General features: G+C 72.7%; 18 protein-coding genes. 6 read left to right on the top strand and 12 right to left on the bottom strand.

All coding sequences use genetic code 11. The features are described 5' to 3' along the window. Nucleotides 1-93: 93 nt before the first annotated feature. Together SXIM_RS00770 and xylB are read right to left on the bottom strand one after the other, a co-directional pair. Complete coding sequence (locus tag SXIM_RS00770; RefSeq protein ID WP_046722641.1) at nt 94-1,320, bottom strand: ROK family transcriptional regulator; 1,227 nt, start codon at nt 1,318-1,320, stop codon at nt 94-96. A gap of 76 nt (nt 1,321-1,396) precedes the next feature. Continuing rightward, nucleotides 1,397-2,830 (bottom strand): xylulokinase, encoded by a 1,434-nt coding sequence (gene xylB / locus SXIM_RS00765; protein WP_030726696.1) that lies wholly within the window; start codon nt 2,828-2,830, stop codon nt 1,397-1,399. 122 nt (nt 2,831-2,952) lie between these two features. Here xylB and xylA point away from each other — a divergent pair, with 122 nt between their 5' ends. Then, nucleotides 2,953-4,125 (top strand): xylose isomerase, encoded by a 1,173-nt coding sequence (gene xylA, locus SXIM_RS00760; protein ID WP_030726693.1) that lies wholly within the window; start codon nt 2,953-2,955, stop codon nt 4,123-4,125. A gap of 52 nt (nt 4,126-4,177) precedes the next feature. Here the strand turns inward: xylA and SXIM_RS00755 are convergent, their stop codons facing one another. Further along, a complete protein-coding gene (locus SXIM_RS00755; protein WP_046722640.1) occupies nt 4,178-5,239 on the bottom strand; it encodes a LacI family DNA-binding transcriptional regulator in 1,062 nt (353 codons plus the stop codon). A gap of 238 nt (nt 5,240-5,477) precedes the next feature. Next, a complete protein-coding gene (locus tag SXIM_RS00750) occupies nt 5,478-7,382 on the bottom strand; it encodes a glycoside hydrolase family 127 protein (protein ID WP_046722638.1) in 1,905 nt (634 codons plus the stop codon). 134 nt (nt 7,383-7,516) lie between these two features. Here SXIM_RS00750 and SXIM_RS00745 point away from each other — a divergent pair, with 134 nt between their 5' ends. Next, nucleotides 7,517-9,292, top strand: coding sequence for a family 43 glycosylhydrolase (locus SXIM_RS00745; protein ID WP_030726685.1), 1,776 nt, complete (start codon nt 7,517-7,519; stop codon nt 9,290-9,292). Then, nucleotides 9,289-10,731: an RICIN domain-containing protein gene (locus SXIM_RS00740; RefSeq protein ID WP_030726682.1), complete on the top strand. Its 1,443-nt coding sequence runs from the start codon at nt 9,289-9,291 to the stop codon at nt 10,729-10,731. Before SXIM_RS00745 ends, SXIM_RS00740 begins: the two co-directional genes overlap by 4 nt. Nucleotides 10,732-10,797: 66 nt before the next feature. On the opposite strand, the gene SXIM_RS00735 is transcribed toward SXIM_RS00740, so the two are convergent. The 5 genes from SXIM_RS00735 to SXIM_RS00715 form a co-directional block, all read right to left on the bottom strand. Further along, on the bottom strand, nt 10,798-11,760 hold the full coding sequence (locus SXIM_RS00735) for a DMT family transporter (protein WP_030726679.1): 963 nt from the start codon (nt 11,758-11,760) through the stop codon (nt 10,798-10,800). 204 nt (nt 11,761-11,964) lie between these two features. Further along, nucleotides 11,965-12,753 (bottom strand): alpha/beta fold hydrolase, encoded by a 789-nt coding sequence (locus SXIM_RS00730; RefSeq protein WP_052385030.1) that lies wholly within the window; start codon nt 12,751-12,753, stop codon nt 11,965-11,967. A 195-nt stretch (nt 12,754-12,948) separates the two neighbouring features. Then, complete coding sequence (locus SXIM_RS00725; RefSeq protein WP_030726675.1) at nt 12,949-14,154, bottom strand: ROK family transcriptional regulator; 1,206 nt, start codon at nt 14,152-14,154, stop codon at nt 12,949-12,951. Continuing rightward, the gene (locus tag SXIM_RS00720) at nt 14,151-14,456 is read right to left on the bottom strand and encodes an SGM_3592 family protein (protein WP_046722635.1); all 306 of its coding nucleotides are present in this window, start codon (nt 14,454-14,456) and stop codon (nt 14,151-14,153) included. Before SXIM_RS00720 ends, SXIM_RS00725 begins: the two co-directional genes overlap by 4 nt. Nucleotides 14,457-14,560: 104 nt before the next feature. Beyond that, nucleotides 14,561-15,523, bottom strand: coding sequence for a TerC family protein (locus tag SXIM_RS00715; RefSeq protein WP_030726672.1), 963 nt, complete (start codon nt 15,521-15,523; stop codon nt 14,561-14,563). Between the two features lie 223 nt (nt 15,524-15,746). On the opposite strand from SXIM_RS00715, the gene SXIM_RS00710 reads away from it, so the two are divergent. Then, nucleotides 15,747-16,976 carry an MFS transporter gene (locus tag SXIM_RS00710; RefSeq protein WP_158707972.1) on the top strand — a complete coding sequence of 410 codons (1,230 nt, stop codon included), beginning with the start codon at nt 15,747-15,749 and terminating at the stop codon, nt 16,974-16,976. On the opposite strand, the gene SXIM_RS00705 is transcribed toward SXIM_RS00710, so the two are convergent. Together SXIM_RS00705 and SXIM_RS00700 are read right to left on the bottom strand one after the other, a co-directional pair. Beyond that, entirely contained in the window at nt 16,960-19,299 is a 2,340-nt protein-coding gene (locus SXIM_RS00705) for a glycoside hydrolase family 95 protein (protein ID WP_246156801.1), read from the bottom strand. The genes SXIM_RS00710 and SXIM_RS00705 overlap by 17 nt on opposite strands. A 36-nt stretch (nt 19,300-19,335) precedes the next feature. Then, complete coding sequence (locus SXIM_RS00700) at nt 19,336-19,791, bottom strand: ATP-binding protein (protein WP_234306749.1); 456 nt, start codon at nt 19,789-19,791, stop codon at nt 19,336-19,338. A gap of 112 nt (nt 19,792-19,903) precedes the next feature. Between SXIM_RS00700 and SXIM_RS00695 the strand changes: the two genes are divergently transcribed. Both SXIM_RS00695 and SXIM_RS00690 read left to right on the top strand, forming a co-directional pair. After that, on the top strand, nt 19,904-20,794 hold the full coding sequence (locus SXIM_RS00695) for a helix-turn-helix domain-containing protein (protein ID WP_046722633.1): 891 nt from the start codon (nt 19,904-19,906) through the stop codon (nt 20,792-20,794). A 2-nt stretch (nt 20,795-20,796) separates the two neighbouring features. Next, a complete protein-coding gene (locus SXIM_RS00690) occupies nt 20,797-21,033 on the top strand; it encodes a DUF397 domain-containing protein (RefSeq protein WP_030726660.1) in 237 nt (78 codons plus the stop codon). A 79-nt stretch (nt 21,034-21,112) separates the two neighbouring features. On the opposite strand, the gene SXIM_RS00685 is transcribed toward SXIM_RS00690, so the two are convergent. After that, complete coding sequence (locus tag SXIM_RS00685) at nt 21,113-24,076, bottom strand: glycoside hydrolase family 2 TIM barrel-domain containing protein (protein ID WP_046722632.1); 2,964 nt, start codon at nt 24,074-24,076, stop codon at nt 21,113-21,115. Nucleotides 24,077-24,345 lie beyond the last annotated feature (269 nt).

Below are 24,345 nucleotides of genomic sequence, written 5' to 3'. Positions count from 1 at the left end.
GTTTTCGCCTGATGTGATGAAAAACGGTTCAGGGGCGCATGATGCGGCGCGGCACGTTCACGCGACCCCGAACTGCCTCTGAACGCCGCCTCGTCAGGCCATCAGACCGCCCCCGGGCGGCGCCAGCAGCCGGGCGGGCTTGTCCAGCGCGCCCCGCACCGCGCTGCGCGCCGCCCCCAACAGCGGCCCCGCCGGGCCGATCAGCGAACCGGTCACCGGCGTCTCGGTGGTACGGCCGCCCGCCGTCAGCATGGTGCGGCGCGCCAGCTCCCGGCGGACCGGCGGCAGCAGCCAGGGCGTGAGCCGCGCCAGCGAACCGCCGATCACCACCCGCTGCGGATCCAGCAGATTGACCGCCCCCGACAGCGCGATGCCCAGTGCCGTACCCGCCTGCCGCACCGCCCGCAGCGCGGCCGGGTCCTGCGCCGTGCAGCGGTCGGCCAGTTCACCGGTACGCTCCCCGGGATCGCCCCGGAGGTCCAGCCCCGCGGCGCGCAACAGCGCCGCCTCTCCGGCATAGGTCTCCAGGCAGCCCCGGGCGCCGCACGAGCACAGCGGCCCACCGGGCCGCACCGGAACATGGCCCAACTCGCCCGCGAAACCGTGCGCGCCGCGCAGCACGGCCCCGTCGACCACGATCGCGGCCCCGATCCCGATCCGGGCGGACACATGGACGAAGCTGCCGGGCCCGTCCGCGCCCGGATCCCCCCACAGCTCGGCCAGCGCCCCGTAGTTGGCCTCGTTGTCGACCCTCAGCGGGAACGCTCCCGACGGCAGCAGCGGCGCGAGATCCACCTCGCTCCACCCCAGGTTGGGCGCCCGGGTGATGGTCGCGGTGCCCCGGGCCACCAGTCCCGGCACCGCCACCGCCAGCCCCGCCGGCCACAGGCCGAGCGCGCCGGCCTCGGCGGCCAGCGCCTCCAGCAGCGAGGCCAGTTCGGCCAGCACCGGCACCGGATCGCTGCCCTCCAGCCGCAGCCGCCGCTCCAGGCGGGCCCGCACCGTACCGCGCAGATCCATCGCACACACCGTCAGGTGATCGACCCCGATCTCGGCCCCGAACCCGCACGGCCCCCGGTTCGCGAGCAGCAGTTGGCTGCCCGGGCGCCCCACCGACCCGGACCGGCCGGGGCCGCGCTCGCTGAGCAGCCCGCCCCGCAGCAACTCGTCCACCAGCGTGGACACCGCCGCTCTGGTCAGCCCGATCCGCCCGGCCACTTCCGCGCGCGACAGCGCTCCCTGGTCGGCGAGGGAATGCAGCACCCGCGAGAGGTTGTGCTGCCGCAACTGCGCCTGGGACTGCGGGGATCTGGGCGTCAACGGACCTCCTGGGCCAGGACCGACGGATGGGGGAGCGGGGCGGCGAACGGAGCCCGCGGGCGGTCCCCGGTGCCGCTCAAGGGCGGCCCAGCAGCGGGCCCGCGTCACGCAGCGTCGCCGACAGCCGCTCCAGCGCCGCCTCGTCGCGCTCCACCGCCGCGTACGCCGGGCCCTGCGCGGTGTCCCACTCCCGGGCCACCGCCGCCGCCTCGCGGCCCAGCAGCAGGCCCGCCGCCTGGGCCGCCGCGCCCAGAGCGACCAGTTCCTGGGCCCGGGGAACGACGACCGGACGCCCGGACAGCCGGCGTACCGTCTCACGCCAGGCCACCCCGCGCGCTCCGCCGCCGATCAGCAGGATCGGCGCCGCCGGGTCGGCGTCCTCGTCCAGGACCCGGTCCAGCGCCTCCAGGAGGGCGAACACCGCCCCGTCGTAGGCCGCCTGCAACACCTGGCCGCCGCTCGTGTCGTGCCGCAGGCCGGTCAGCAGCCCACTCGCGTACGGCAGGTCCGGGGTGCGCTCACCGTCGAGGAACGGCAGCACCACGGCCTCGCCGCCGCTCTCCACCTCCTCGCGCTCGCGGCCCAGCAGGGCCGCGAACCGGTCCACCGCCACCGTGCAGTTGAGCGTGCAGGCCAGCGGCAGCCAGTGCCGCCCCGCGTCCGCGAACCCGGCCACCACGCCGCTGCCGTCCGCCGGCCGCCGCTCGGAGACCGCGTACACCGTGCCCGAGGTGCCCAGGCTCAGGACCGGCTGCCCGGGCGCCAGGCCGAGCCCCAGCGCGCCCGCCATGTTGTCGCCGGTGCCGCCCGCCACCAGGATGCCCTCGGGCAGCGGCAGCCCGGACCGCACCGTCCCCGCCGGCTCACCGGCCGCCACCACACGCGGCAGCGCGGCGGGGTCCAGGCCGATGTGGGCCAGGATCTCCGCGTCGTAGGACTCGCTCGCCGAGGACCACCAGCCGCTGCCCGAGGCGTCACCGCGATCGGTGGTGCCCCCGCTCACCCCCTGCCCGGTCAGCCGCCCGGTCAGATAGTCGTGCGGCAGCCGCACCGCCCGGGTGGCGGCCGCCGCCCGCGGCTCGTGCTCGCGCAGCCAGGCCCACTTGGTGGCCGTGAACGAGGTGGCCGGCACGCTGCCGGTGCGCTCCGCCCACCAGGCCGCCCCGCCCAGTTCCTCGACCAGCCGGTCGCGCTGCGGAGCCGAACGGGTGTCGTTCCACAGCAGCGCGTTGCGGACCGGGAGGCCGTCCGCGTCCAGCGTCACCAGGCCGTGCTGCTGCCCGGCCACCGAGACCGCCGCGGCCTCCCGCACCACCGGACCGCACTGGTCCAGGGCCTCGCCCAGCGCCTGCCACCACTGCTCGGGGTCGCTGTCGCCCTCCGCGGTCACCACGTGCGGCGCCTGGCCGCGCGCCACCACCGTGCCGGTGGCGGCATCCACCACGAGCGCCTTGGTGGACTGCGTGGAGGAATCCACGCCCACCACGAGGGGTCCATCGGGTGCGGCCATGATCGCGTCCTTCCGTCGCCCGGCGCCGATGGTGGCGGCCGGGGGCTTCCACTCCGGGGCAGGGGCATACTAATTTGTCAACGGACATGACGAATAGCCGCAGCACACGCCGAGGAGCCGCGATGTCTTACCAGCCCACCCCCGACGACAGGTTCACCTTCGGTCTGTGGACCGTCGGCTGGCGCGGCAACGACCCGTTCGGTGACGCCACCCGCCCCGCCCTGGACCCGGTCGAGTCCGTCCACCGGCTCGCCGAGCTGGGCGCGCACGGCGTGACCTTCCACGACAACGACCTCATCCCCTTCGACGCCACCGAGGCCGAGCGCGACGCCATCATCAAGCGCTTCAAGGCCGCCCTGGAAGCCACCGGGATGAAGGTCCCGATGGCCACCACCAACCTCTTCACCCACCCCGTCTTCAAGGACGGCGGCTTCACGGCCAACGACCGCGACGTGCGCCGCTACGCCCTGCGCAAGACCATCCGCAACATCGACCTCGCCGTCGAACTGGGCGCCCAGACCTACGTCGCCTGGGGCGGCCGGGAGGGTGCCGAGTCCGGCGGGGCCAAGGACGTCCGCGACGCCCTGGACCGGATGAAGGAGGCCTTCGACCTGCTCGGCGACTACGTCACCGAGCAGGGCTACGACCTGCGATTCGCCATCGAGCCCAAGCCCAACGAGCCGCGCGGCGACATCCTGCTGCCCACCGTCGGCCACGCCCTCGCGTTCATCGAGCGCCTGGAGCGACCCGAGCTGTTCGGCGTCAACCCCGAGGTCGGCCACGAGCAGATGGCCGGCCTCAACTTCCCGCACGGCATCGCCCAGGCGCTGTGGGCGGGCAAGCTCTACCACATCGACCTCAACGGCCAGCACGGCACCAGGTACGACCAGGACCTGCGGTTCGGCGCCGGCGACACCCGCGCCGCGTTCTGGCTCGTCGACCTGCTGGAGCGGTCCGACTACACCGGCCCGCGGCACTTCGACTTCAAGCCGCCGCGCACCGAGGACATCTCCGGGGTGTGGGCCTCGGCCGCCGGCTGCATGCGCAACTACCTGATCCTCAAGGACCGGGCCGCCGCCTTCCGCGCCGACCCGGAGGTCGCCGAGGCGCTGCGTGCCTCCCGCCTGGACGAGCTGGCCAGGCCCACGCTGGAGCCGGGGGAGACCGCCGCCGCGCTGCTGGCCGACAAGAGCGCCTTCGAGGAGTTCGACGCGACCGCCGCCGCCGAGCGCGGCATGGCGTTCGAGGCCCTGGACCAGCTGGCGATGGACCACCTGCTGGGCGTCCGCGGCTGACCCCGGCGCCCGCCCGGCCGCCGTACCCGCCCGTGGAGGGCCGGTACGGCGGTCAGGCCGGTGCCCCGGTGGCGGCACGGGTGCGGGGCGGCGCGGTGGAGTCGCGCAGCACCAGGCGGGTGGACAGCTCGGTACGCACTCCTTCCGGCCGGTCACCCGCCATCCTCCGCAGCAGCAGCCGCAGCGCGGTGCCCGCCATCTCGGCCAGCGGCTGGCGCACCGTGGTCAGCCCCGGACTCGCCCAGCGGGCCTGGGGCAGATCGTCGAAGGACACCACGCTCATGTCGCGCGGCACCCGCACCCCGCGTGCGGCCAGCGCCCGGCACGCGCCGAGCCCCATCGGATCGGAGCAGGTGAACACGGCGGTCGGTGGCGCGGGCAGCGCCAGCAGCCGTTCCATCTCCCGCCGGGCGCCCTCCTCGGAGAACCCTCCGTACCCCACGTACTCCGGCGGTACCCGCAGCCCGGCCGCCGCCATCGCCGAGCGGTAGCCGGCCAGCCGCGCCGTGCTGCACTGCTTGCGCCGGAAGCCGCCGATCACCGCGATCCGCCGGTGTCCCAGGGCGATCAGATGCTCGGTGGCACTCACCCCGCCCTGCCAGTTGGTGGCGCCCACCGAGGTGACCCCGGGCGGGGGTTCGAGCACCGGGTCGATCAACACGAACGGGATGCCGTGCTGGTCCAGCCAGTTGTACTGGGCAGTGCTCAGCTCGGCCAGATTGAACAGCATCCCGGCCGACCCTCTGGCACGCAGCCGGTCGAGCCAGCCGCGCTCGGGACGGCCGCCACGCGTCCTGGTCAGCGCGGCCGAGACCACCACCGACACCCCGGCCTCGTGCGCGGCCTCCTCCACCCCGTGCAGCACCGCGCCCGACCACGGCGAATCCAGCTGATGCATCACCAGATCGACCAGTGCCGGGGCCCGTCCGGCGGTGATCCGGGGCCGGCGCACATAGCCCAGCCGGTCCAGCACCTCGGTGACCCGCCGCCGGGTCTCGGGGGAGACATCCTCACGCCCGTTGGCGACCTTGGAGGCGGTGGGCACCGACACCCCCGCCTCCCTGGCGATCACGGCGAGTGTCGGCCCTGCGGCCGTCGCTGCGGGACGGACCATGCGAACTCCTGTTCTCCCGGCCCCGTCCGGCGAAAGTTTCGACTCTCCCGGGTGCACCGGTCGGCGCATTGACCTGGCAGCAAGCGCTTCCCACGGTAATGGCGACCCACCGGCCTGGGAAGGGCCCGACGAGCGGGCGCGGCCACCACGAACGGCTTTCGCAACCCCTGCCCGACATCCCGAACAGTCGCCCCGCTCTGCCGGAGGCGCCTTCTCTTCCTTTCCTCCGGCGTGCCCGTCACGCCCGTGGTACCCACACCCGCATCGCGCCGTCCGCGCGGTTGGCCCAGGCGTAGTACGGCACCGCCGTCAGTTCGACCGGTTCGCCCGCCGGTTCCGGCGCCTCCGCTCCGTACGGCCACCCCTCCTCGCGGCCCCCGGCGGCGCGGGCCCGGCCGCCCGCCGTCAGGACCGTCACGCCGCCCAGCAGTCGCGGCCGGTGTTCGGCCCCGGGGGTGATCGCCGGATCCAGGGTCAGCGCGTCCAGGCGTACCCCCGGCGGCAGATCGGTCTGCTCCAGGCAGTACACCAGCGGCCCCCGCTCCAGGGCGAGGGTGCCGCGCACCGCGTCGACGCGCGGGTCCGGCCGGGTGAAGCGGACCTCCAGCGGCAGCTCCAGCACTACCCGCTCCCCGGCCGACCAGGCCCGCTCAAGACGCAGCCAGCCGGTATCCGGCCGCTTCAGCGTCCGGCCGTCCAGCCGGACGCGGTCCGCCCACGGCGGGACGCGCAGCGCCAGCGTCCAGGTACCGGCCGGTGCCTCGTCCACCGTGATCGCGATCCGCCCGACCCACGGATAGTCACCGGCCACCGTCACCGTGCCGCCGCCCGCCGTGTACGTACCGGCCGCGTACTGGTGCAGTTGCAGGCCCGTGCCGTCGCCGCTGGCCATGTAGTGCGGCAGCGAGGCGAGCAGCCGCATCACGTTGGGCGGGCAGCAGGCGCACCGGAACCACGGCGTGCGGCGCGCCGTGTGGTCGCCGGGCCGGAACTCGTACTCCTCGCGCACCTGGAGCGGGTTGACGTACAGCCAGTGCTCCCCGTCCAGGCCCACCCCGGACAGGAAGCCGTTGTACAGCGTGCGTTCGATCAGGTCCGAGTAGCGTGCCTCACCCGTCAGCAGCGCCATCCGCCAGCTGAACTGGACGGAGGCGATCGCGGCGCAGGTCTCCGCGTACGCCCGGTCCGGCGGCAGTTCGTACGCGTCGCCGAACGCCTCGCCCTCGTGGCGGGCGCCGACCCCGCCGGTCAGATACGTCTTGGTGCCCGCCGTCACCGTCCACAGCCGCGCCAGGGCGTCCCGCAGTTCCGCCTCCCCGGTCTCGGTGGCCAGATCGGCGGCCCCGGCCAGCAGGTACAGCTGCCGTACGGCGTGGCCGGTGGCGGTCCGCGCCTCGCGCACCGGCACCTGGTCCTGCCAGTAGGGGGAGCCGGGCGTGGGCGCACCGCCCCGCCGGAAGCCGGCCTCCAGCGAGCCGTGGCCGCGCAGGTCCACGAAGTACGCGGCGAGGTCGAGCCAGCGCCGCTCGCCGGTCTCCCGGTACAGCTCCATCAGGGCGGTCTCGATCTCCGGGTGCCCGCACACGGCGTCCACGGCCCGGCCTTCACCGAAGGTGGCCTCGATATGGGCGGCGAACCGCAGCGCCACCTCCAGCAGCGCGGTGCGTCCGGTGGCCCGGTGGTGCGCGACGGCGGCCTGGATGAGGTGGCCCGCGCAGTACAGCTCGTGGCCCCAGTCCAGTTCCTTCCAGCGGCGTTCGGGGTGCTTGACCTGGTAGTAGGTCTGGAGGTACCCGTCGGGTTCCTGGGCGGCGGCCACCAGCGCGATCAACCGGTCCACCTCCCGCTCGAGTTCCCGGTCCGGGCCGTGCGCCAGCTGCCAGGAGGCCGCTTCGAGCCATTTGTGCACATCGGAGTCCTGGAACGGGAAATCCCCGGCGAAAGCGGTCTCGGTGCCACCGGCCGCGGCCCGCAGATTGGCGAGATTTCCGGCCGCCTCCAGCTTCGCCGGTCCCTGCGGAATGCTGACGGCGGCGTTGGTCTGCCGCCTCGCCGCCCAGAATCCCCCGGTGATCCGTGCGTCGTCGGCCGGCCGCAGCCGGGCGTGCGCGCGGTGCGTCAGTCGTATCGGGCCGTCCGTCATTCCGAACTTCCTTTCCGCAAGCGTTTACTGCGGCGCAGATCAACAGCCATACGTCCGCTTTCTGTTTCTTTCGAAAGTTCTCAGCGGCCCGGGAGGACTCCCGCCCGGGCGGTGCGGCGCTTACCGTAACGGGCATGTCCCACCATGCGCCGTCGTACACCAATCCCCTGATCCGGCAGCGCGCCGATCCGCACATCACGCGGCGCCCGGACGGCCGTTACTGGTTCACCGCCACCGTGCCCGCGTACGACCGCATCGTGCTGCGCCACGCCGACACGCTCCAGGGCCTGTCCACGGCGCGCGAACACACCGTCTGGAAGCGCCACACCAGCGGCGAGATGAGCTCCCACATCTGGGCGCCCGAACTCCACTTCATCGACGGCGCCTGGTACCTCTACTTCGCCGCCGGGCGCGCCGAGGACCCGTGGGCGATCCGCATGTACGTCCTGCGCAACGCCTCGCCCGACCCGCTGGCCGGGGTGTGGAGCGAACTGGGCCAACTGCGCACCCCGTGGGACAGCTTCTCGCTGGACGCCACCACCTTCGAGCACCGGGGCACCCGTTACCTCGCCTGGGCCCAGCACCACCCCCAGCGGGAGAACAACACCTCGCTGTTCCTGGCCGCGATGGACACCCCGTGGTCGGTCACCGGTGCTCCGCTGGAGGTCAGCCACCCGGAACTGGACTGGGAGACCGTCGGGTTCAAGGTGAACGAGGGCCCGGCCGTCCTCATCCGCAACGGCCGGGTGTTCCTCGCCTACTCGGCCGCCGCCACCGACGCCAACTACTGCGTGGGGCTGCTCACCGCCGACGCCGACAGCGATCTGCTGGACGCGGCGTCCTGGACGAAGAGCCCGGTGCCGGTGTTCCGCAGCAGCGAACAGACGGGCCAGTACGGCCCCGGGCACAACAGCTTCACCGTCGCGGAGGACGGCACGACAGACATCCTCGTCCACCACGCGCGCAACTACCGCGACATCACCGGCGACCCCCTGGACGACCCCAACCGGCACACCCGGATCCAGCCGCTGGGCTGGCACCCGGACGGCACGCCCGACTTCGGGGCACCCGCCGCGGACGGACCCACCGATCCGCTCCCGGTCACCGGAGCGTCGACCGGCTTCCGGTACACGCTCACGGGCTTCACCCAGCACGGCGAGGCGGCCCTGTTCACCGCCGAGTCCGCCGACGCGCTGCACTACGAGCCGCTGCCCGGGCCCGGTTACGTCCCGCCCGCCGGTCTGCTGCGCGACCCCAGCCTGCTGCGGCACACCGACGGTTACTACTACCTCGTCTACACCACCGGCTGGGAGGGCGACACCATCGGCTTCGCGCGCAGCGCCGACCGGCTGCGCTGGAGCCATCTGCGCGACCACCGGCTGCGGGTGCCGGGCCTGGCGCGCACCTGGGCGCCGGAGTTCTTCCGCGACGAGGACGGCAGCATCCATGTGATCGTCTCCCTGGACACCACGGGGGACCATCGCTTCACCCCCCACGTGCTCACCGCGACCAGCGGGAGCCTGACCTCCTGGACGGAGCCGCAGCCGATGGCAGGTCTTGACGGGTCCAACTACATCGACACCTGTGTGATCCGCGTGGACGGCACCTATCACGCGATCACCAAGCAGGAGACCACCAAATACCTGGAGTACGCCACCGCCCCGTCCCTGCGGGGCCCGTACACGGTGAAGGGCACCGGCGACTGGGCCGGCTGGGGCAACTGGGTCGAGGGCCCGGCGCTGGCGCCGCTGGACGGCGGCGGCTGGCGGCTGTACTACGACGCGTACCGGGACGGCGCCTATCGCTACAGCGACACCCACGACGGGCTGCGCACCTGGAGCGCCCCGCGCGAGCTGCCCGGACTGTCCGGCACCGTACGGCACTTCTCGGTCCTGCGGGAGGAGATATGAGGACCTCGCGCGGAGCGTGGCGGCTGTCGGTCGCCGCCGTCCTGGGGCTGCTGCTCTCGCTGCTGACGGTCTCCCCGGCACAGGCCGCCCCGGTGTCGGTGCTCAACGGCACCCAGTTCACGGACCCAGGCGGCCAGCCCGTGCACGCGCACGGCGGCGGGGTCATCGAGGTGGACGGCTACTACTACTGGTTCGGTGAGAACCGGCAGGAGAACAGCAACGGCTTCCGTTACGTCTCCGCCTACCGTTCCACCGACCTGCGGAACTGGGAGTTCCGCAACCATGTGCTCACCCAGGCGTCCGCCCCCGAGCTGCAGGCCGCCAACATCGAGCGGCCCAAGGTCATCCACAACCGGGCGACCGGCCAGTTCGTGATGTGGATGCACAAGGAGAACGACCAGAACTACGCCGAGGCCCGCGCCGCGGTCGCCGTCTCCGACACGGTGGACGGCGACTACACCTGGCGCGGCAGCTTCCGCCCGCTGGACCACATGTCGCGCGACATCACCGCGTTCGTCGACGACGACGGGACCGGCTACATGGTCTCCGCCGCGCGCGAGAACTACGACCTGCACATCTACCGGCTGACCGCCGACTACACCGCCGTCGCCGCGCTGGTCGCCAACCCGTGGCCGGGCGGCCACCGCGAGGCACCCGCCCTCTTCAAGCGCGACGGCGTCTACTTCATGCTGACCTCCGGCGCCACCGGCTGGAACCCCAACCAGCAGCAGTACGCCACCGCCACCTCGCTCGCGGGTCCGTGGAGTGCGATGGCCAATGTCGGCGACTCCACCACCTTCAACTCGCAGACCGCCTACGTGCTGACCATCCAGGGCATGGCCGGCACCTCCTACCTCTACATGGGCGACCGCTGGGGAAACTCCTTCGGCGGCCGGGTCAACGACTCCCGCTACGTGTGGCTGCCGCTGACCTTCCCCACCTCCCGCACCCTGAGCATGAGCTGGTCGCCCCAGCTGACCATCGACACCGCCGCGGGTACGGTGCGCGGCGAGGGCGGACCGTACCGGACGCTGGCCGCCCGGCACTCCGGCAAGTGCGTCGACATCCCCGGCCAGTCCCAGACGGTGGGGGCCCAGGCCATTCAGTACAGCTGCAACAGCGGCCTCAACCAGCGCTTTTGGACCCGGGACGCGGGCGGCGGGTACGTCGAGCTGATCTCGCGGCACAGCTCGCTGTGTCTGGCCGCCTCCGGTGGTTCGACTGCGGACGGCGCGGCCGTGGTGCAGACCACCTGTTCGGGGGCGAGCAGCCAGCAGTGGCGGCTCGCGGACGCCGGGAGCGGCCATGTCCAGCTGATCGCCCGGCACTCCGGCAAGTGCCTGGACGTCTCGGACGAGTCCACCGCCGACAACGCCCGGCTGATCCAGTACGGGTGCGGGTCCGGCGGTCACCAGCAGTGGCGGACCACGACGGTGTGAGCCGGTACGCGGTGCGCGGCGCTCCTTCCTCCCCGCACCGGGGGAGGAAGGAGCGCCTTCGCGAACTCAGCGGCGCCGTACGGTGAGCACCAGCAGCCCGGCGACCACCAGCGTCACCCCGCCCCAGCCCCAGGGGTTCAGCCGTTCACCGACCACGGCCACGCCGAGCGCGGCGGCCACCACGGGCTCGAACAGCGTCAGAACCGTCGCTGCGCTGGCCCGGACCCGGACCAGGCCCGCGCCGAAGAGCAGATAGGCCAGGCACATCGGGATCACCGCGAGATAGCCGACGACGGCGAGCCCTCGGTCCGATGCCAGCAGTTCCCCGCCGGTCAGCGCGAACAGCGGTACCAGCAGTACGGCGCCCAGCCCGAAGAGCGCGCCCATCGCGGCGCGTGAGGAGTGGCCGTGCCGGATGAGGCGCCCGGCGTAATAGGCGTACCCGGCGTACGCGGCGCCCGCCAGCAGGCCGAGCGCCACCCCGGCCGGCACCCGCGCGCCGTCGGAATGGCCGTGACCGCCGGCCGCCACCAGGAGGGCACAGCCGCCGGCCGCCGCCCCTGTCGCGGCGACCCAGCGGCGGGTCAGCACGGCGCCGTCCAGCACGCGTTCGAGGAGGGCGGCGAAGACGGGGGCACAGCCGAGGGAGACCACCGTGCCCACCGCGACCCCGGCCCAGGCCATCGAGGTGTAGAAGGCCAGCGGGTAGATCACCACGCCGAGGGCGCCGAGCAGCGCCCAGCGCAGCGCCTGTGTTCCGGAGCGCAGCACCGCGAGGGCGGAACGGCGGGCCAGGGCGAGGGTCAGCAGCCCACCGATGCCCATGGTGCCGGCGCCGATGGCCAGGGGTGAGGCACCGGCGGGGGCGAAGGAGGCCACGGTGCCGGTGGTGCCCCACAGGGTGGCGGCGGCCAGGATCAACAGCGGTCCGCCGCCCGGTCGGCCGCCGGAGGTGTCCGGGCCGTTCGGTACGGCGGGGGAGCCGGGGGCCGGGGAGGAAGGTGAGGGGGATGATGCGGTCGAAGACATGAGGTGAGTGCGTCCTGCTCCGTCGAGATCCGGTCGGGGATGCGGAGTGAGGACACACGGAACGAAGGCTCCGGCCCGGATCAGGTTCCGGGCGGGCCGGTCACGCGGGGATGCGCCGTGCCGTGGGCCCTCAGCGGGCGGACGGCGGCGGAGTGACAGCGTGCCAGTATGTCGATCGCATGAGCGTAAGAATAGGGGATTGGTTCAGCCCTGTGGCCCCCCGGCGCCGGTCCGCGCGCACCACCCGATCAGCAGCTCCACCAGCTCCGCGGGGCGCTCCTCGTGCGGGTAATGCCCGGTGCCCTCCCACAGCACCGCCCGCGAGAGCGGATGGTTGAACGTCGTCTCCTCCCAGCGCGCCGCCGGCCGCCCGGTGTGCAGTCCCAGAGCCGGGCAGCGCCGCCGCGCCAGATACCCCTCGGCGGCCGGCCGCAGCCCGAACGCGCCGGGAGCCAGATACATCGCCTCGCGGTACGCCAGCAGCACCGCGGGATCCATCGCCGCCATCAGCCGCTCGTGACGGGCGCGCACCCGCGCCGGCGTCGCCTCGGTGAAGGCGCCGCGGACGAAGCGCAGCGCCCACGCGACTCCCTCACGGCGCAGTGCCTCCTGCTCACCCGGCAGCCGGCCCGCCCGCGCCGGATCGCCGCCGTAGGCGGTGGCGATGGTCACCACCGAGCGCACCAGCTCCGGATGCTCCACCGCCAGCGCGGTCACCACCTGCCCGCCCATCGAGTGCCCGACGGCCACCACGGGGCCCGTACGGGTGCGGTGCAGCTCGGCGGCCAGCCGGTGGGCGACGGCGAGCGGCGACAGTTCGAACCCAGCCGCCGGGGTACGCCCGTGGCCCGGCAGATCGGGCACCAGCACCCGGTGCCGGGCGGTCAGCGCCGGCAGATGCGGCGCCCAGTCCTCCCCGTCGCTGCCCCAGCCGTGCACCAGCAGCAGCGGTGCCGTGCCCGTGCCAGCGGGGACCTCCCCGGAATCCGTCATCCACCATGTCATCGCACACCCCGTGGTCGCCCCACCGCCCGGCCCGGCGCGGGCAGCATAGCGGCGCCCTCGTCGGCGACCCCCGGGCGGGAGAACCCGAGCGGGCCACGGCAACCCCGCCTAGGCAGGAACCGGGGGGAAACCCGCCGCATCGGCGTCCGCGACCCGCGCACGTTCGCGCCGCACTCCCCGCCGCTACGCCAACGCGCCCTCCAGCGCGAAGGTCGCCGCCCCCAGACTCACCGGATCACCCTCGACCGGCGAGAGCACGATCTCGGCGCTCGCCAGCGGACGCCCCAGAGCGTACCGGCCGACCGCCCCCCGTACCGCCTCCAGCAGCGGCGCCCCCCACTCCCGCGCCACCCAGCTGCTGAGCACCACCACCTCGGGGTTGAGCAGATTCACCAGGTCGGCGACCGCCGCCCCCAGCTGGTCCGCGCACACCTCCAGTACCCGCCGCGCCACCGGATCCCCGGCAGCCGAACCGGCCGCCAGCGCCGCGATCGTGCCCATCTGGTCCCCAGGCCGCAGCAGGGCGCTCCCGGGGGCCACTTCCGTCAGCGTCCGGATGATCCCCGGCGCCCCCACATAGCTCTCCACACACCCGTGCCGCCCGCAGCGGCACGACCGGCCCCCGTGCACGAGCGTGGTGTGCCCCCACTCCCCGGCACTGTTGGAGGCACCCCGGTGCACCGCCCCGCCCAGTGCGAGCCCGGCCCCCACCCCGGTGCCCAGGTTCACCACCACCGCGTCCCGCCGCCCGCGCGCCGCCCCGAACCACAGCTCGGCCACCGTGGTGGCCCGCAGCGGATTGTCCAGGTACAGGCGGTACGGGATGTGGCGGGCCAGCAGCCCGAGCAGCGGAACCCCGTGCCAGTCCCAGTTCGCGGCGAAGACCGAGACGCCGCCTTCCCGGTCCACCATGCCCGGCATGGCGACGCCCACGCCCAGCACCGGCACCCCGGGCGGTGCGCCCCGCTCCCGCACCCGGGAGACGGCCTCGGCCGTCCGCTCCACCACCAGCTCCGGGCCGTCCTCGCCGGGCGCCAGCGGCAGCCGTACGGTGGCCAGCACCCGTAGCGTGAGATCGAACAGCTCGGCGTGCACATAGGTCTCGGCCATATCGACCCCGATCAGCGCACCGCCCACCGGATCCATCGCCAGCAGCGCGGCCGGCCGGCCCCCTGCCGAATCCTCGAAACCGGCCACCCGCACCAGACCCCGCCGGTGCAGCTCCCCGGTGACCGTGGCCACCGTCGCCCGGCTGAGCCCGGTGGCCGCGGCCAGCGCGGGCCGCGAGACGGGGCCGTCGGCCAGCACCTGCCGCAGCACCCGGTAACGGTTGGCGGTACGGATGAGCCGGGAGGCATCCCGCGCCCCCCGGCCGCCCGCCGCGCTCACTCCTGCTCGTCGCCCTTGTTCTTGCGACGGAACCAGCGCCGCTTGCGCGGACGCTGCGCCCGCTGCCGCCGCCGGGACGAGCTGAAGATCCAGCCCGCCGGCGGCTCGTCCGAGCGCCACGGCTGCGGGTCCGGAGCCTCGTTCTTCCAGCGCTCGGTCAGCATCCTGGTGCGCGCGGTCGGCTCGGACACCTCCGCGCCACGGACGAAGTTCTCGTCCAGTACCACGTCGTCCCAGCTGTCACCGGGCTCGGGCTCGTCCTCGCCACCCCGCTCGTCCCGGCTCTTCGGCCCCGTCCCCATGACCCGCCTCCCGTCCCGCCGACTGCGTGCGGACGTCACACCCAAAGGAGTAAACGTTCCATCTCCCTGTCGTGTTCCTGCCCGCACGCACCCTACCGAAGACCTCAGGAACCGGTCTTCGAGCCCTCCCGGGTCTTCCTGGTGGCGTACAGCGAGGTGATGGTGGTGATGACCAGCACGCCGCCGATCACGGTGAGCGAGAGCGGGATACCGATCTCCGGCACGTGCACCCCGCTCTCGTGCAGCGCGTGCAGCACGAGCTTGACGCCGATGAAGCCCAGGATGATGGACAGCCCGTAGGACAGGTGGACCAGCTTCTTCAGCAGCCCGCCGATGAGGAAGTACAGCTGCCGCAGCCCCATGAGGGCGAAGGCGTTGGCGGTGAAGACGATGTACGGGTCCTGGGTGAGCCCGAAGATCGCCGGGATCGAGTCCAGCGCGAACAGCACATCGGTGCTGCCGATCGCCAGCATCACGATCAGCATCGGGGTGATCAGGCGCTTGCCGTTCTCCACGATCGTCAGCTTGGTGCCGTGGTACTCGTCGGTCGCCGGGAAGCGCCGCTCGACCGCCTTCATGAAGCGGTTCTCCTCGAAGTCCTCCTCCTCGTCGCTGCGCGCGTCCTTGATCAGCTTCCAGGCGGTCCAGATGAGGAAGGCGCCGAAGATGTAGAAGACCCACGAGAAGGTGGAGATGAGCGCCGCGCCGGCGGCGATGAAGATCGCCCGCAGCACCAGGGCGATCAGCACACCGACCAGCAGGACCCGCGACTGGTACTGGGGCGGCACCGAGAACTTCGCCATGATCAGCACGAAGACGAACAGATTGTCCACACTCAACGACTTCTCGGTGACATAACCGGCGAAGAATTCACCGGACGCCTGGCCGCCTCCGAACACCGCGATGCCGATGCCGAACAGCACGGCCAGGAGTATCCAGATGACGGTCCAGGTTCCCGCCTCTTTGAGCGAGACCTCATGGGGCTTGCGCCCGAAGAAGAAGTCGACAGCGATGAAGGCGCACAGCACCACGATGGTGAGCACCCACATGGGCAACGAGACGTCCACTGATCCTCCGGTATATCCGTTGTCCCGTCCCATCCTGCCCGACGCCATCCCAAGACCCCTGATGCCCCCGTATTCGCACGCATCCGATCCCCATTGCGCACACATCCGGCCCCCGCTGTTTCCCTGAGCGTTCACCGCCGTTCATCCGACCGGCCGACGGCGGAACTCCGCCATCGGCGAAATGCGGGTGCGCGCCTCCACCACGACCGGGATGATGCGGATCATGGGACAGACTGCCGCGGGGCTGCGGAGCTACGGTGCGATCTTCCGGGTACCGGGCGCCAAGCAGTTCATAGCGGCAGGGTTCATCGGCCGGATGCCCACGGCGATGCTCTCGCTCGGCACTGTCTTTCTGATCACCGCGATCACCGACAGCTACGCCACGGCCGGTCTGGCCTCCGCGGCCGGTGCCCTGTGCTACGCGCTGATCGTCCCGCAACTGGGCTACCTCATCGACCGCTTCGGCCAGCGCCGCGTGCTGCGCCCCCTGGCCGCCGCCTTCGGTACCGCCGCCGCGCTCTTCCTGCTCGCCGCGCACCTGGACGCCCCGGTGTGGCTGCTGTGCGCCTCCGGGGCGGCCTTCGGCGCCTTCATGCCCCCGCTGGGAGCGATGGTCCGCGCCCGCTGGAGCCATCTGGCCGAGCGGGACGAGGGCGGCAGACTGCTGAAATCCGCCTTCTCCTTCGAGTCCGTCGCCGACGAGCTGATCTGGGCCGTCGGCCCGCTGCTCGTGGCCTTCGCCGTGCTGGTCCACCCGGCCGCCGGGGTCGCCGCCGCCGCGCTGACCGGGGTGACCGGCTGCCTGCTGCTGGCCCAGCAGCGCGGCACCGAGCCGCCGGTCGCCCCGGTGCAGAAAGTCCGCGCCCGGGCCATCACCGCGCCCGGCATGCCCTGGATGTGCGCGGTCTACCTCTTCACCGGGGCCATGTTCGCCGCGTTCGAACTCGCCACCATCGCCTTCGTCGACCGGTACGGCGAGACCTGGATGACCGGCGCCGTGCTGGGCACCTACGCCGTCGGCAGCGCGATCGGCGGCCTGTGGTACGGCGCCCGCGACTGGTCGCTGCCGCTGGACCGGCTGTTCCTGCTCGCCATCGCGTCCGTGGTCGCGGGCATGGCCCCGTTGTGGGCGATGCCCGGCGTCCCGGCCCTGTGGGCGATCTCGCTGTTCGCCGGCATCCTCACCGCGCCCGCGATCATCGCCGGCTACAGCCTGGTCCGCGAGGGGGTGCCCTCCCACATGATCACCGAGGGCCTCACCTGGCTGTCCACGGCGGTCGGCGTCGGCCGGGCCGCCGGCGTGGGGCTGACCGGACTGGTCATCGAACACCACGGGCCGCGCTGGGCGTACGCGCTGGCCCTGGGCTTCGGCGTGCTCGCGGTGGCCATGGGGCTGTCGGGCGCCCGCACCCTGCGCGCCATGGCCACCGCCCGGCTCACCCGCGCGGCGTGAGCAGATAGACCTCCCCGGCCCGCGTCATGAACTCCGTCACCCCGTCCGCGTCCCGCCGGGCCGCCACCTCGGCACCGTCCAGCGTGACCGTCACCGGCGCCGCCGTACGGATCCGGGCCGTCGTGCCGGCCCGCGAACCGATCCGCGCCTCGGCCAGGGCCCCGCCGGACCAGGACAGCGCCACCTCGAAACCGCCGCGTGCCAGCAACCCCCGCACCCGGCCCTCCGGCAGCGCCCCGGGCAGCGCGGGCAGCAGCTCGATCTCCGCGCCGTGGCTCTGCACCAGCCACTCGGTGATCCCGGCCGTGGCACCGAAGTTGCCGTCGATCTGGAACGGCGGATGGAGATCGAAGAGGTTCGGAGCGGTCCGCTCCGGCGTCAGCTGGTCGGTCAGCAGCTTGTACGAACGGTCGCCCGCCGCCAGCCGCGCCCAGAAGTTGATCTTCCAGCCCAGCGACCAGCCTGTCCCCGCGTCCCCGCGCTGCTCCAGCGTCACCCGGGCCGCGTCGAACAGCTCGGGGGTGTGCCGGGTGATCTGCGCCCCCGGATGCAGCCCGTAGAGGTGCGAGATGTGCCGGTGGCCCTGCTCGGGGGCCCGCGCGTCCCAGTCCTGCTGCCACTCCTGCAACTGCCCCTGGGCCCCGACGCGCATCGGTGGCAGCCGGTCGGCGGCGGCCCGCACCTCGGTACGCAGCTCCCCGTCCACCCCCAGCACCCCGGCGGCACCGTCCACCGCGGCGAACAGATCCCGCACGATCTGCCCGTCCATGGTCGGCCCCGCGCACAGCGTGCCGCCCTCACCCTCGTGGTGCGCGTTCTCCGGGGAGATGGAGGGACAGGTCACCAGATGGCCGGTACCGGGGTCCTCCACCAGGGTGTCCAGGAAGAACCGCGCGGCCTCCGCCAGCACCGGGTAGTCGGCGCGCAGCCGCTCGGCGTCCCCGGTGAACCGGTAACGCTCCCACACCGCCAGCGCCAGCCAGGCCCCGCCGGTGGGCCACATCCCCCAGGTCGCCCCGTCCACCGGCGCGGTGCCCCGCCACAGATCCGTGTTGTGGTGCGCGACCCAGCCCCGGGCCCCGTACATCTGCCGGGCGCTGCGCGCACCGGACACCCGCAGGTCGTGCAGCAGGGCGAACAGCGGCTCCCAGCACTCCAGAAGGTTCGCCGGGCCGGCCGGCCAGTAGTTCATCTCGGTGTTGATGTTGATCGTGTACTTCGATCCCCACGGCGGATCGGTCAGGTCGTTCCACAGCCCCTGGAGGTTCGCCGGCTGGGTGCCCGCGCGGGAGGCGGCGATCAGCAGATAGCGGCCGTAGTAGAAGTAGAGCGCCGCCAGTTGCGGGTCGGCACTGCCGTCCCCGAAGGCCGCGACCCGCTCGTCGGTGGGCAGCGCGGCCGCCCCGGTGGCCGGGATCTCCAGGGCCGTGCGGTCGAACAGAGTGGCGTGATCGGCCACATGACGCGCCAGCAGCTCCTCGTAGGGCCGCTTCGCCGCCTCGGTCAGATCGCGCAGCGCGCGGTCCGCCGGATCGGCGCCGAGGTCCTGCCAGTCGACGTGGTTGGTGCCCGCCGAGACCAGCAGCGTCACCGCGTCGGCTCCGGAGACGCGCAGGACCCCGTCCGCCGAGGAGACCTCGCCGCCGGTGGCCAGCGCCCGCACCAGCGCCCGGTACCGCACCCGGCCCGCCACGCCGTCCCAGTCGCCGCCCCGGCCGTCCAGGGCGATCGTGGCACCGTCCGGGGACAGGGCGGTGCTCTCCATCGGGCTGTCGAAGGAGGCGGTGAACCCAACGGCGCCGGGCGCGTCCGCGCTCAGCCGCACCGCGATCACCTGGTCGGCGGCGGTGGCGAACACCTCCCTCCGGTGTTGTATCCCCCGGCGGACGAACTCCACGGTGTGCACCGCGCGGGACAGGTCCAGCTCCCGCCGGTAGCCGCTCACCGGCTCGTCGCCGCCGTCCAGGGCCAGCCGCAGGCTGCCCACCGTCTGATAGGGCATCTGCCGGACCGGAACGCCCATCACCTCGGCCTCCAGCAACCGGTGGGCCGCCGCCCACGCGCCGGCGAAGACCAGCCGCCGCGCCTCGGGCAGCGCGGCGGCCGCCCCCGGGTTGTCGTAGCCGTGCGGGCCGCCCGCCCACACCGTGTCCTCGCTGAGCTGCAACTCCTCGGTGTCCGTACCGCCGTACACCATCGCGCCGAGCCGGCCGTTGCCGACCGGCAGCGCCCGCAGCCACTCATCGGCGGGACGCGGATACCACAACACGTACGGGGAGCCACTGCGCTGCATGCCGAACCTCTCGGTAAGTGCGGTACGCACGCCGGGAGGTGAGCCGGATCGGCGGGTGGGCACCGCTCAGCGTGCGGCCGGGCCGATCGCCAGGTCGGCCCAGACTACGTGCCCGCTGCCCGCGTCCCGGGGCCGTACCCCCCAGACCTCGGCGAGCGTGCACACCAGCAGGAGCCCCCGGCCGCCCTCGTCCTCCATGGCGGCCGCCGTCGGCATCCCGGCCGGACCCGCGCCCGCGCTGGAGACCGCGATCCGCAGCAGCGATCCCAGTATCCGCACCTCGCAGCCCACCGACCGACTGCCGGTGTGCCGCAGGGCGTTGGTCACCAGCTCCGAGACGATCAACTGCGCGTTGTCCGTCAGCTCCACCGGGGACCGCCACTCGGTGAGCTGGGCCCGGACCCGGCGCCTGGCCTCGCCGACGGAGGCGTCCACGGCGGGCAGCCGGAAGATCAGACGCTCGTTCCCGAGAAGGGAGGTGTCATAACGCTCTAAGGGCTGAGCGTGTGAGGAGGAAGCCACCCCCATACTCTGAGTGTTGACCGTCGCATCCGGCAAGGGGCATCCTGCAAATTACAGAACCGTTGATATCACTCTGTTGTACTTGCCGGGCCGCGTGGCACACTGCTCTCCGATGACAGCAGCCGGATGGGGGCGGGCAGTGGCAGGAACGCCGGGCGCGGCACCGACCGCTCTGCGCGTGGTACTGGGCAGAAGGCTCCAGGACCTGCGCGAAGAAGCGGGCTACACCTTCGAGGAGGCCGCCGCCGCCCTCGACGTCACCCACGCCACCATCCGCCGGATGGAGAAGGCCCAGGTCGGCCTCAAGGTCCCGTACGTGGAGAAGCTGCTGCGGATCTACGGGGTGACCACCACCGAGGAGATCGACGGCTTCCTCAACCTCGCCCGCGAGGCAAATCGTCCCGGATGGTGGCACCACTATCGCGATGTGCTGCCAGAATGGTTCAGTGCCTTCGTCTCCCTGGAGGCAGAGGCCGACCAGATCCGTGCCTACGAACCGCACTACGTACCAGGGTTGTTGCAGACCGAGGCCTACGCCGCCACGGTGCTGCGCTCCGGGATGCCGCACGCACCGGCCAGCGAGATCGACCGGCTGGTCGCGCTGCGGCTCGCCCGCCAGGACCTGCTCCAGCGCAAGCAGCCGCCGCTGCTGTGGGTCGTCATCGACGAAACCGTGCTGCGCCGCCCCTTCGGCGGACCCAACGTCATGCGTGCACAGATCTCCCGGCTGATCGAAGCCGTCTCCGCACCGCATGTACGGCTCCAGATCATGCCGTTCAGCGCGGGACCGCATCCCGCGATGTACGGCCCCTTCCACCTCTTCCGGTTCCCCATCCCCGAACTGCCCGACGTCGCCTGTGCGGAGAGCCTGATAGGCGCCGCGTACTTCGATCAGCGCGAGGATGTCTCACTGTTCCGGGAGGCGCTGGACCGGATGTGCGCACAGGCCGCGCAGGTGCACCGTACTGAGGTGATCCTCAGTCGTATTCGCAAGGAGATCTGACCATGGATCGGATATACAACGGCATGCCGGCCACCCAACTGGCCACCGAGGGCTGGCGGAAGCCCTGGAGCGGCGGCAACGGCGGCAGCTGCGTGGAGGCGCTGCGGCTGCGGGACGGCCGGGTGGCGCTGCGTCAGTCGACCGACCCGGACGGCCCCGCACTCATCTACTCCGGCCATGAGATGGCCGACTTCATCCAGGGAGTGAAGTCGGGGGACGCCGACTTCCTGCTGGTGTGATCCCCTACCGGTGACCGGGAGCGGCCACCGGGCTCCAGCACCCGGTGGCCGCGGCCCCTGCGCCGTTACGGGGCCGCCGTCACCCCTCGTCCAGCGCACCGAGGACCACCGAGAAGGCGGTCGGCTCGGGCGTCAGGTGGTATCGCGGCAGCGGACCCGGGCCGCACGACTGGGAGCCGATGCCGTGCTGGCCGGCGTCCAGATGCACCCACACCGTGCCACCGGGCGTCAGATCCGGGGCGTGCGTGGCAGTGTCCAGCTCCTGGGTGCTCCAGCGGCGCGCGGTGAAGTACAGCGGTTGCCCGCCCGCGGTCAGCCGCAGTCCGGCGGCGCCGGACCCCGTACCGGGCAGCGCGCGCAGCTCGGCCCAGCGGACGTCGGCGCGGGCGCCGTTCTCCTGCGGGCGCACATAGGGCGTGTGCAGGGCGTCCACGGTGGCCTCCCAGCGGCCGATCCGGGCGGCGGCCCGGGTGTCCGGGTACGCCTCCCCGGGCCCGCCGCCGTACCAGCGGGCGAGGCCGAGACCGGCCGGCAGCCCCAGCCGCAGCCCCAGCCGGGGGAGCGGCACCTGCCACTCGCCCTGCGGGGTGACCTCGACATCCAGGCGCAGCTCCCCGTTCTCGCCCGCGCTCCAGCGGTAGACCGTGGCCAGTCCGACCTCGGCGGCGGCCGGGGCGACGCGGGTGCGCACGGTGAACGTGCCGTCCCCGGCGAGCTCCACGGCGTCCACCCGGTGACGCATCCGGTCCAGTCCCAGATCGCGCCAGCGTTTGGCGAGGCGGGTCTGGTCCACCCACTCCATGCCCTCGTCGTTGTCGGTCGGGGCTCGCCAGGTGTCCAGCCGGGGGCCCTGGTGGAGGGTCAGTCCGGACAGCGAGCGCAGTTCGCCGCTCGCCGCGTCGAAGACGGCCGGACCGAGCGCCACGGTGGTGCCCTCCCGGCGCGCGACAACAGCGGACGCGCCCGCGCTCGGTGTAGTACGGGGGCGCGCGGCGTCGGGGAACTGACCCCAGGCCACCTCGTGCCCTGCCGGGGCCCAGGCGGTGTCCGCCGACAGCACGGCGGTGACGGTCCAGAATCCCTCGCCGGCCGCCGCGGTGTCGGGCGCCGCGGGCAGCGGGACATCGACGGACGCTCCGGGGGCCAGCTCCGGGACGGTCAGCCAGCCGGAGGCGATGAGCTCGCCCTCGACTTCGTAGCGCCAGGCGAAGGAGAGGTGGGCCAGACCGAGGAAGTCGTGGCCATTGCTGACGGTGATCGTTCCGGCGGCGGAGTCGCCGGTGATCCGCACCGGTTCGATGACCTTCTTGTACTCGATCAGGCCGGGGGAGGGGGTGCGGTCCGGGAACAGCAGCCCGTCGCACACGAAGTTGCCGTCGTGCACGTCTTCGCCGAAGTCGCCGCCGTAGGCGTAGTAGGGGCGCCCGTCCGCTGTCCGCTTCGGCAGCCCGTGGTCGATCCATTCCCACACGAAGCCGCCCTGGCAGCGCTCGTAGGTCTCGAACAGCCGCTGGTACTCGCTGAGTCCGCCGGGGCCGTTGCCCATCGCGTGGGCGTACTCGCACAGCAGGAAGGGCAGCGAGGCACGGTGCGCCTCCAGCTCCGGGTCGGCCAGCGGCTCCTCGGCGCGCTGCCCGATCCGCTCCACCTCCTCGTGCGAGGCGTACATCCGGGAGAAGAAGTCGGAGTCGCGGTAGGTGGAGTCGTTCTCGTAGTGCAAGGGACGGGAGGGGTCGCGCTCGCGGATCCAGGCCGCCATCGCTGACAGGCCCTGCCCGGCGCCGCATTCGTTGCCCAGTGACCAGATGACGACCGAGGGGTGGTTCTTGTCGCGCTCCACCATCCGCCGCGCCCGGTCGATCAGGGCGGGCGTCCACCGTTCGTCGGCGACGGGGTTGCCGCGCCAGTCGGGGAAGTAGCAGAAGCCGTGGGTCTCCAGGTCGGCCTCGTCGATCACCCACAGGCCCAGTTCGTCGCACAGGTCCAGGAAGGCGGGGTGCGGCGGGTAGTGGCTGGTGCGCACCGCGTTGATGTTGTGCCGCTTCATCAGCTCGATGTCGGCGCGCATGGTCGCCTCGTCGACGGCGCGGCCGGTTTCGGGGTGGAACTCGTGCCGGTTGACGCCCCGGAAGAGGATCCGGCGGCCGTTGGCCTTGAAGAGGCCGTCGCGCACGCCCACGGTGCGGAAGCCGAGCCGCAGCGGGATGCGTTCGCCGGCGGTGGTCAGCTCACCCGCGTACAGCCGGGGGTGCTCGGCGGACCACGGCTGGACCGGGACCCGTACCTCTTCGCCGGTGGGCACCTCGATACCCAGTTCGGGCACGGTCACAGTGCCGGCCCGGTCGCACTCCACGCGCAGGATGCCCTCGCCGGTGGTGTGGTCGTATCCGGCGTGCGTGAAGAAGTCGGTGGGTGCCTGCTCGGGGCGGTGCAGGAGGGTGACGTCCCGGAAGATGCCGGGCAGCCACCACATGTCCTGGTCCTCCAGGTAGCTGCCCGCCGACCACTGGTGGACACGGACCGCCAGGACGTTGCCGCGCGGGCGCTGGAGGTGCCCGACCGCGAACTCGTGCGGCAGGCGGCTGCCCTGGAAGGTGCCCAGCTCCCGGCCGTTGAGCCAGACCCGGGCACAGGACTCCACGCCGTCGAAGCGCAGAACGGTGTCGCCGCCGGCCGGCCAGTCGGCGGGCAGGTCGAAGACGTGCCGGTGGTCGCCGGTGGGGTTCTCGGTGGGGGCGCGCGGCGGGTCCACCGGGAAGGGGTAGCTGACATTGGTGTAGGCGGGGGCGCCGTGGCCCTGGAGCACCCAGTGACCGGGGACGGTGACGGTGTGCCAGTCGCCGGCGGTGAGGTCGGCGTCCTCGGCGGTGAAGCCGGTGTCCGCGCCCTCGGCGGTGGGCGAGAGGCGGAAGTCCCAGGTGCCGTTCAGGCTCAGGCGGGCGGCGTCGGAGGCGGCGTACCAGGCGCGGGCGGGGAGGGTTCCGCTGCCGGGCGAGGGCTGCTCGTAGTAGGGGAGCGGATCGTCCTTGGGCCGGGTGTGCATGCGACTCCTCGGGCGGCGTGGCGGAGCCCGCCGCGCGCGCCGTGATGTTGGAATGTGTTCTGCGCTGTTCGGTCACGCTAAAGCGCGAACCCCCTTCCGACAACCCCTGGGGAAAGTCGGAAAACCGACAAGAGGTGCGCGTCGGCCACAACTCCGGTGCCCGTTTTGTCGTTGTCGTTGACGCGCTGTTCATCTCCTTGGCATGGCTGCGACTTGCGCCGGGTACAGCGCAGGCGGAGTGATCAGCCAACCCACCCCCCACAGACCTT

Origin of the sequence: Streptomyces xiamenensis (assembly GCF_000993785.3) — a bacterium.
GTDB classification, from domain to species: Bacteria; Actinomycetota; Actinomycetes; order Streptomycetales; family Streptomycetaceae; genus Streptomyces; species Streptomyces xiamenensis.
Note: the sequence above shows the minus strand (reverse complement) of the source record. Positions and strands in the feature narration are given on the sequence as shown.

What these genes read in the sequence shown, in the direction of transcription:
- xylB (WP_030726696.1), bottom strand. Translation starts at nt 2,830, where the DNA reads ATGGCCGCACCCGATGGACCCCTCGTGGTGGGCGTGGATTCCTCCACG.
- xylA (WP_030726693.1), top strand. Translation starts at nt 2,953, where the DNA reads ATGTCTTACCAGCCCACCCCCGACGACAGGTTCACCTTCGGTCTGTGG.
- SXIM_RS00755 (WP_046722640.1), bottom strand. Translation starts at nt 5,239, where the DNA reads ATGGTCCGTCCCGCAGCGACGGCCGCAGGGCCGACACTCGCCGTGATC.
- SXIM_RS00750 (WP_046722638.1), bottom strand. Translation starts at nt 7,382, where the DNA reads ATGACGGACGGCCCGATACGACTGACGCACCGCGCGCACGCCCGGCTG.
- SXIM_RS00745 (WP_030726685.1), top strand. Translation starts at nt 7,517, where the DNA reads ATGTCCCACCATGCGCCGTCGTACACCAATCCCCTGATCCGGCAGCGC.
- SXIM_RS00740 (WP_030726682.1), top strand. Translation starts at nt 9,289, where the DNA reads ATGAGGACCTCGCGCGGAGCGTGGCGGCTGTCGGTCGCCGCCGTCCTG.
- SXIM_RS00735 (WP_030726679.1), bottom strand. Translation starts at nt 11,760, where the DNA reads ATGTCTTCGACCGCATCATCCCCCTCACCTTCCTCCCCGGCCCCCGGC.
- SXIM_RS00730 (WP_052385030.1), bottom strand. Translation starts at nt 12,753, where the DNA reads ATGACGGATTCCGGGGAGGTCCCCGCTGGCACGGGCACGGCACCGCTG.
- SXIM_RS00720 (WP_046722635.1), bottom strand. Translation starts at nt 14,456, where the DNA reads ATGGGGACGGGGCCGAAGAGCCGGGACGAGCGGGGTGGCGAGGACGAG.
- SXIM_RS00710 (WP_158707972.1), top strand. Translation starts at nt 15,747, where the DNA reads ATGGGACAGACTGCCGCGGGGCTGCGGAGCTACGGTGCGATCTTCCGG.
- SXIM_RS00695 (WP_046722633.1), top strand. Translation starts at nt 19,904, where the DNA reads ATGACAGCAGCCGGATGGGGGCGGGCAGTGGCAGGAACGCCGGGCGCG.
- SXIM_RS00690 (WP_030726660.1), top strand. Translation starts at nt 20,797, where the DNA reads ATGGATCGGATATACAACGGCATGCCGGCCACCCAACTGGCCACCGAG.
- SXIM_RS00685 (WP_046722632.1), bottom strand. Translation starts at nt 24,076, where the DNA reads ATGCACACCCGGCCCAAGGACGATCCGCTCCCCTACTACGAGCAGCCC.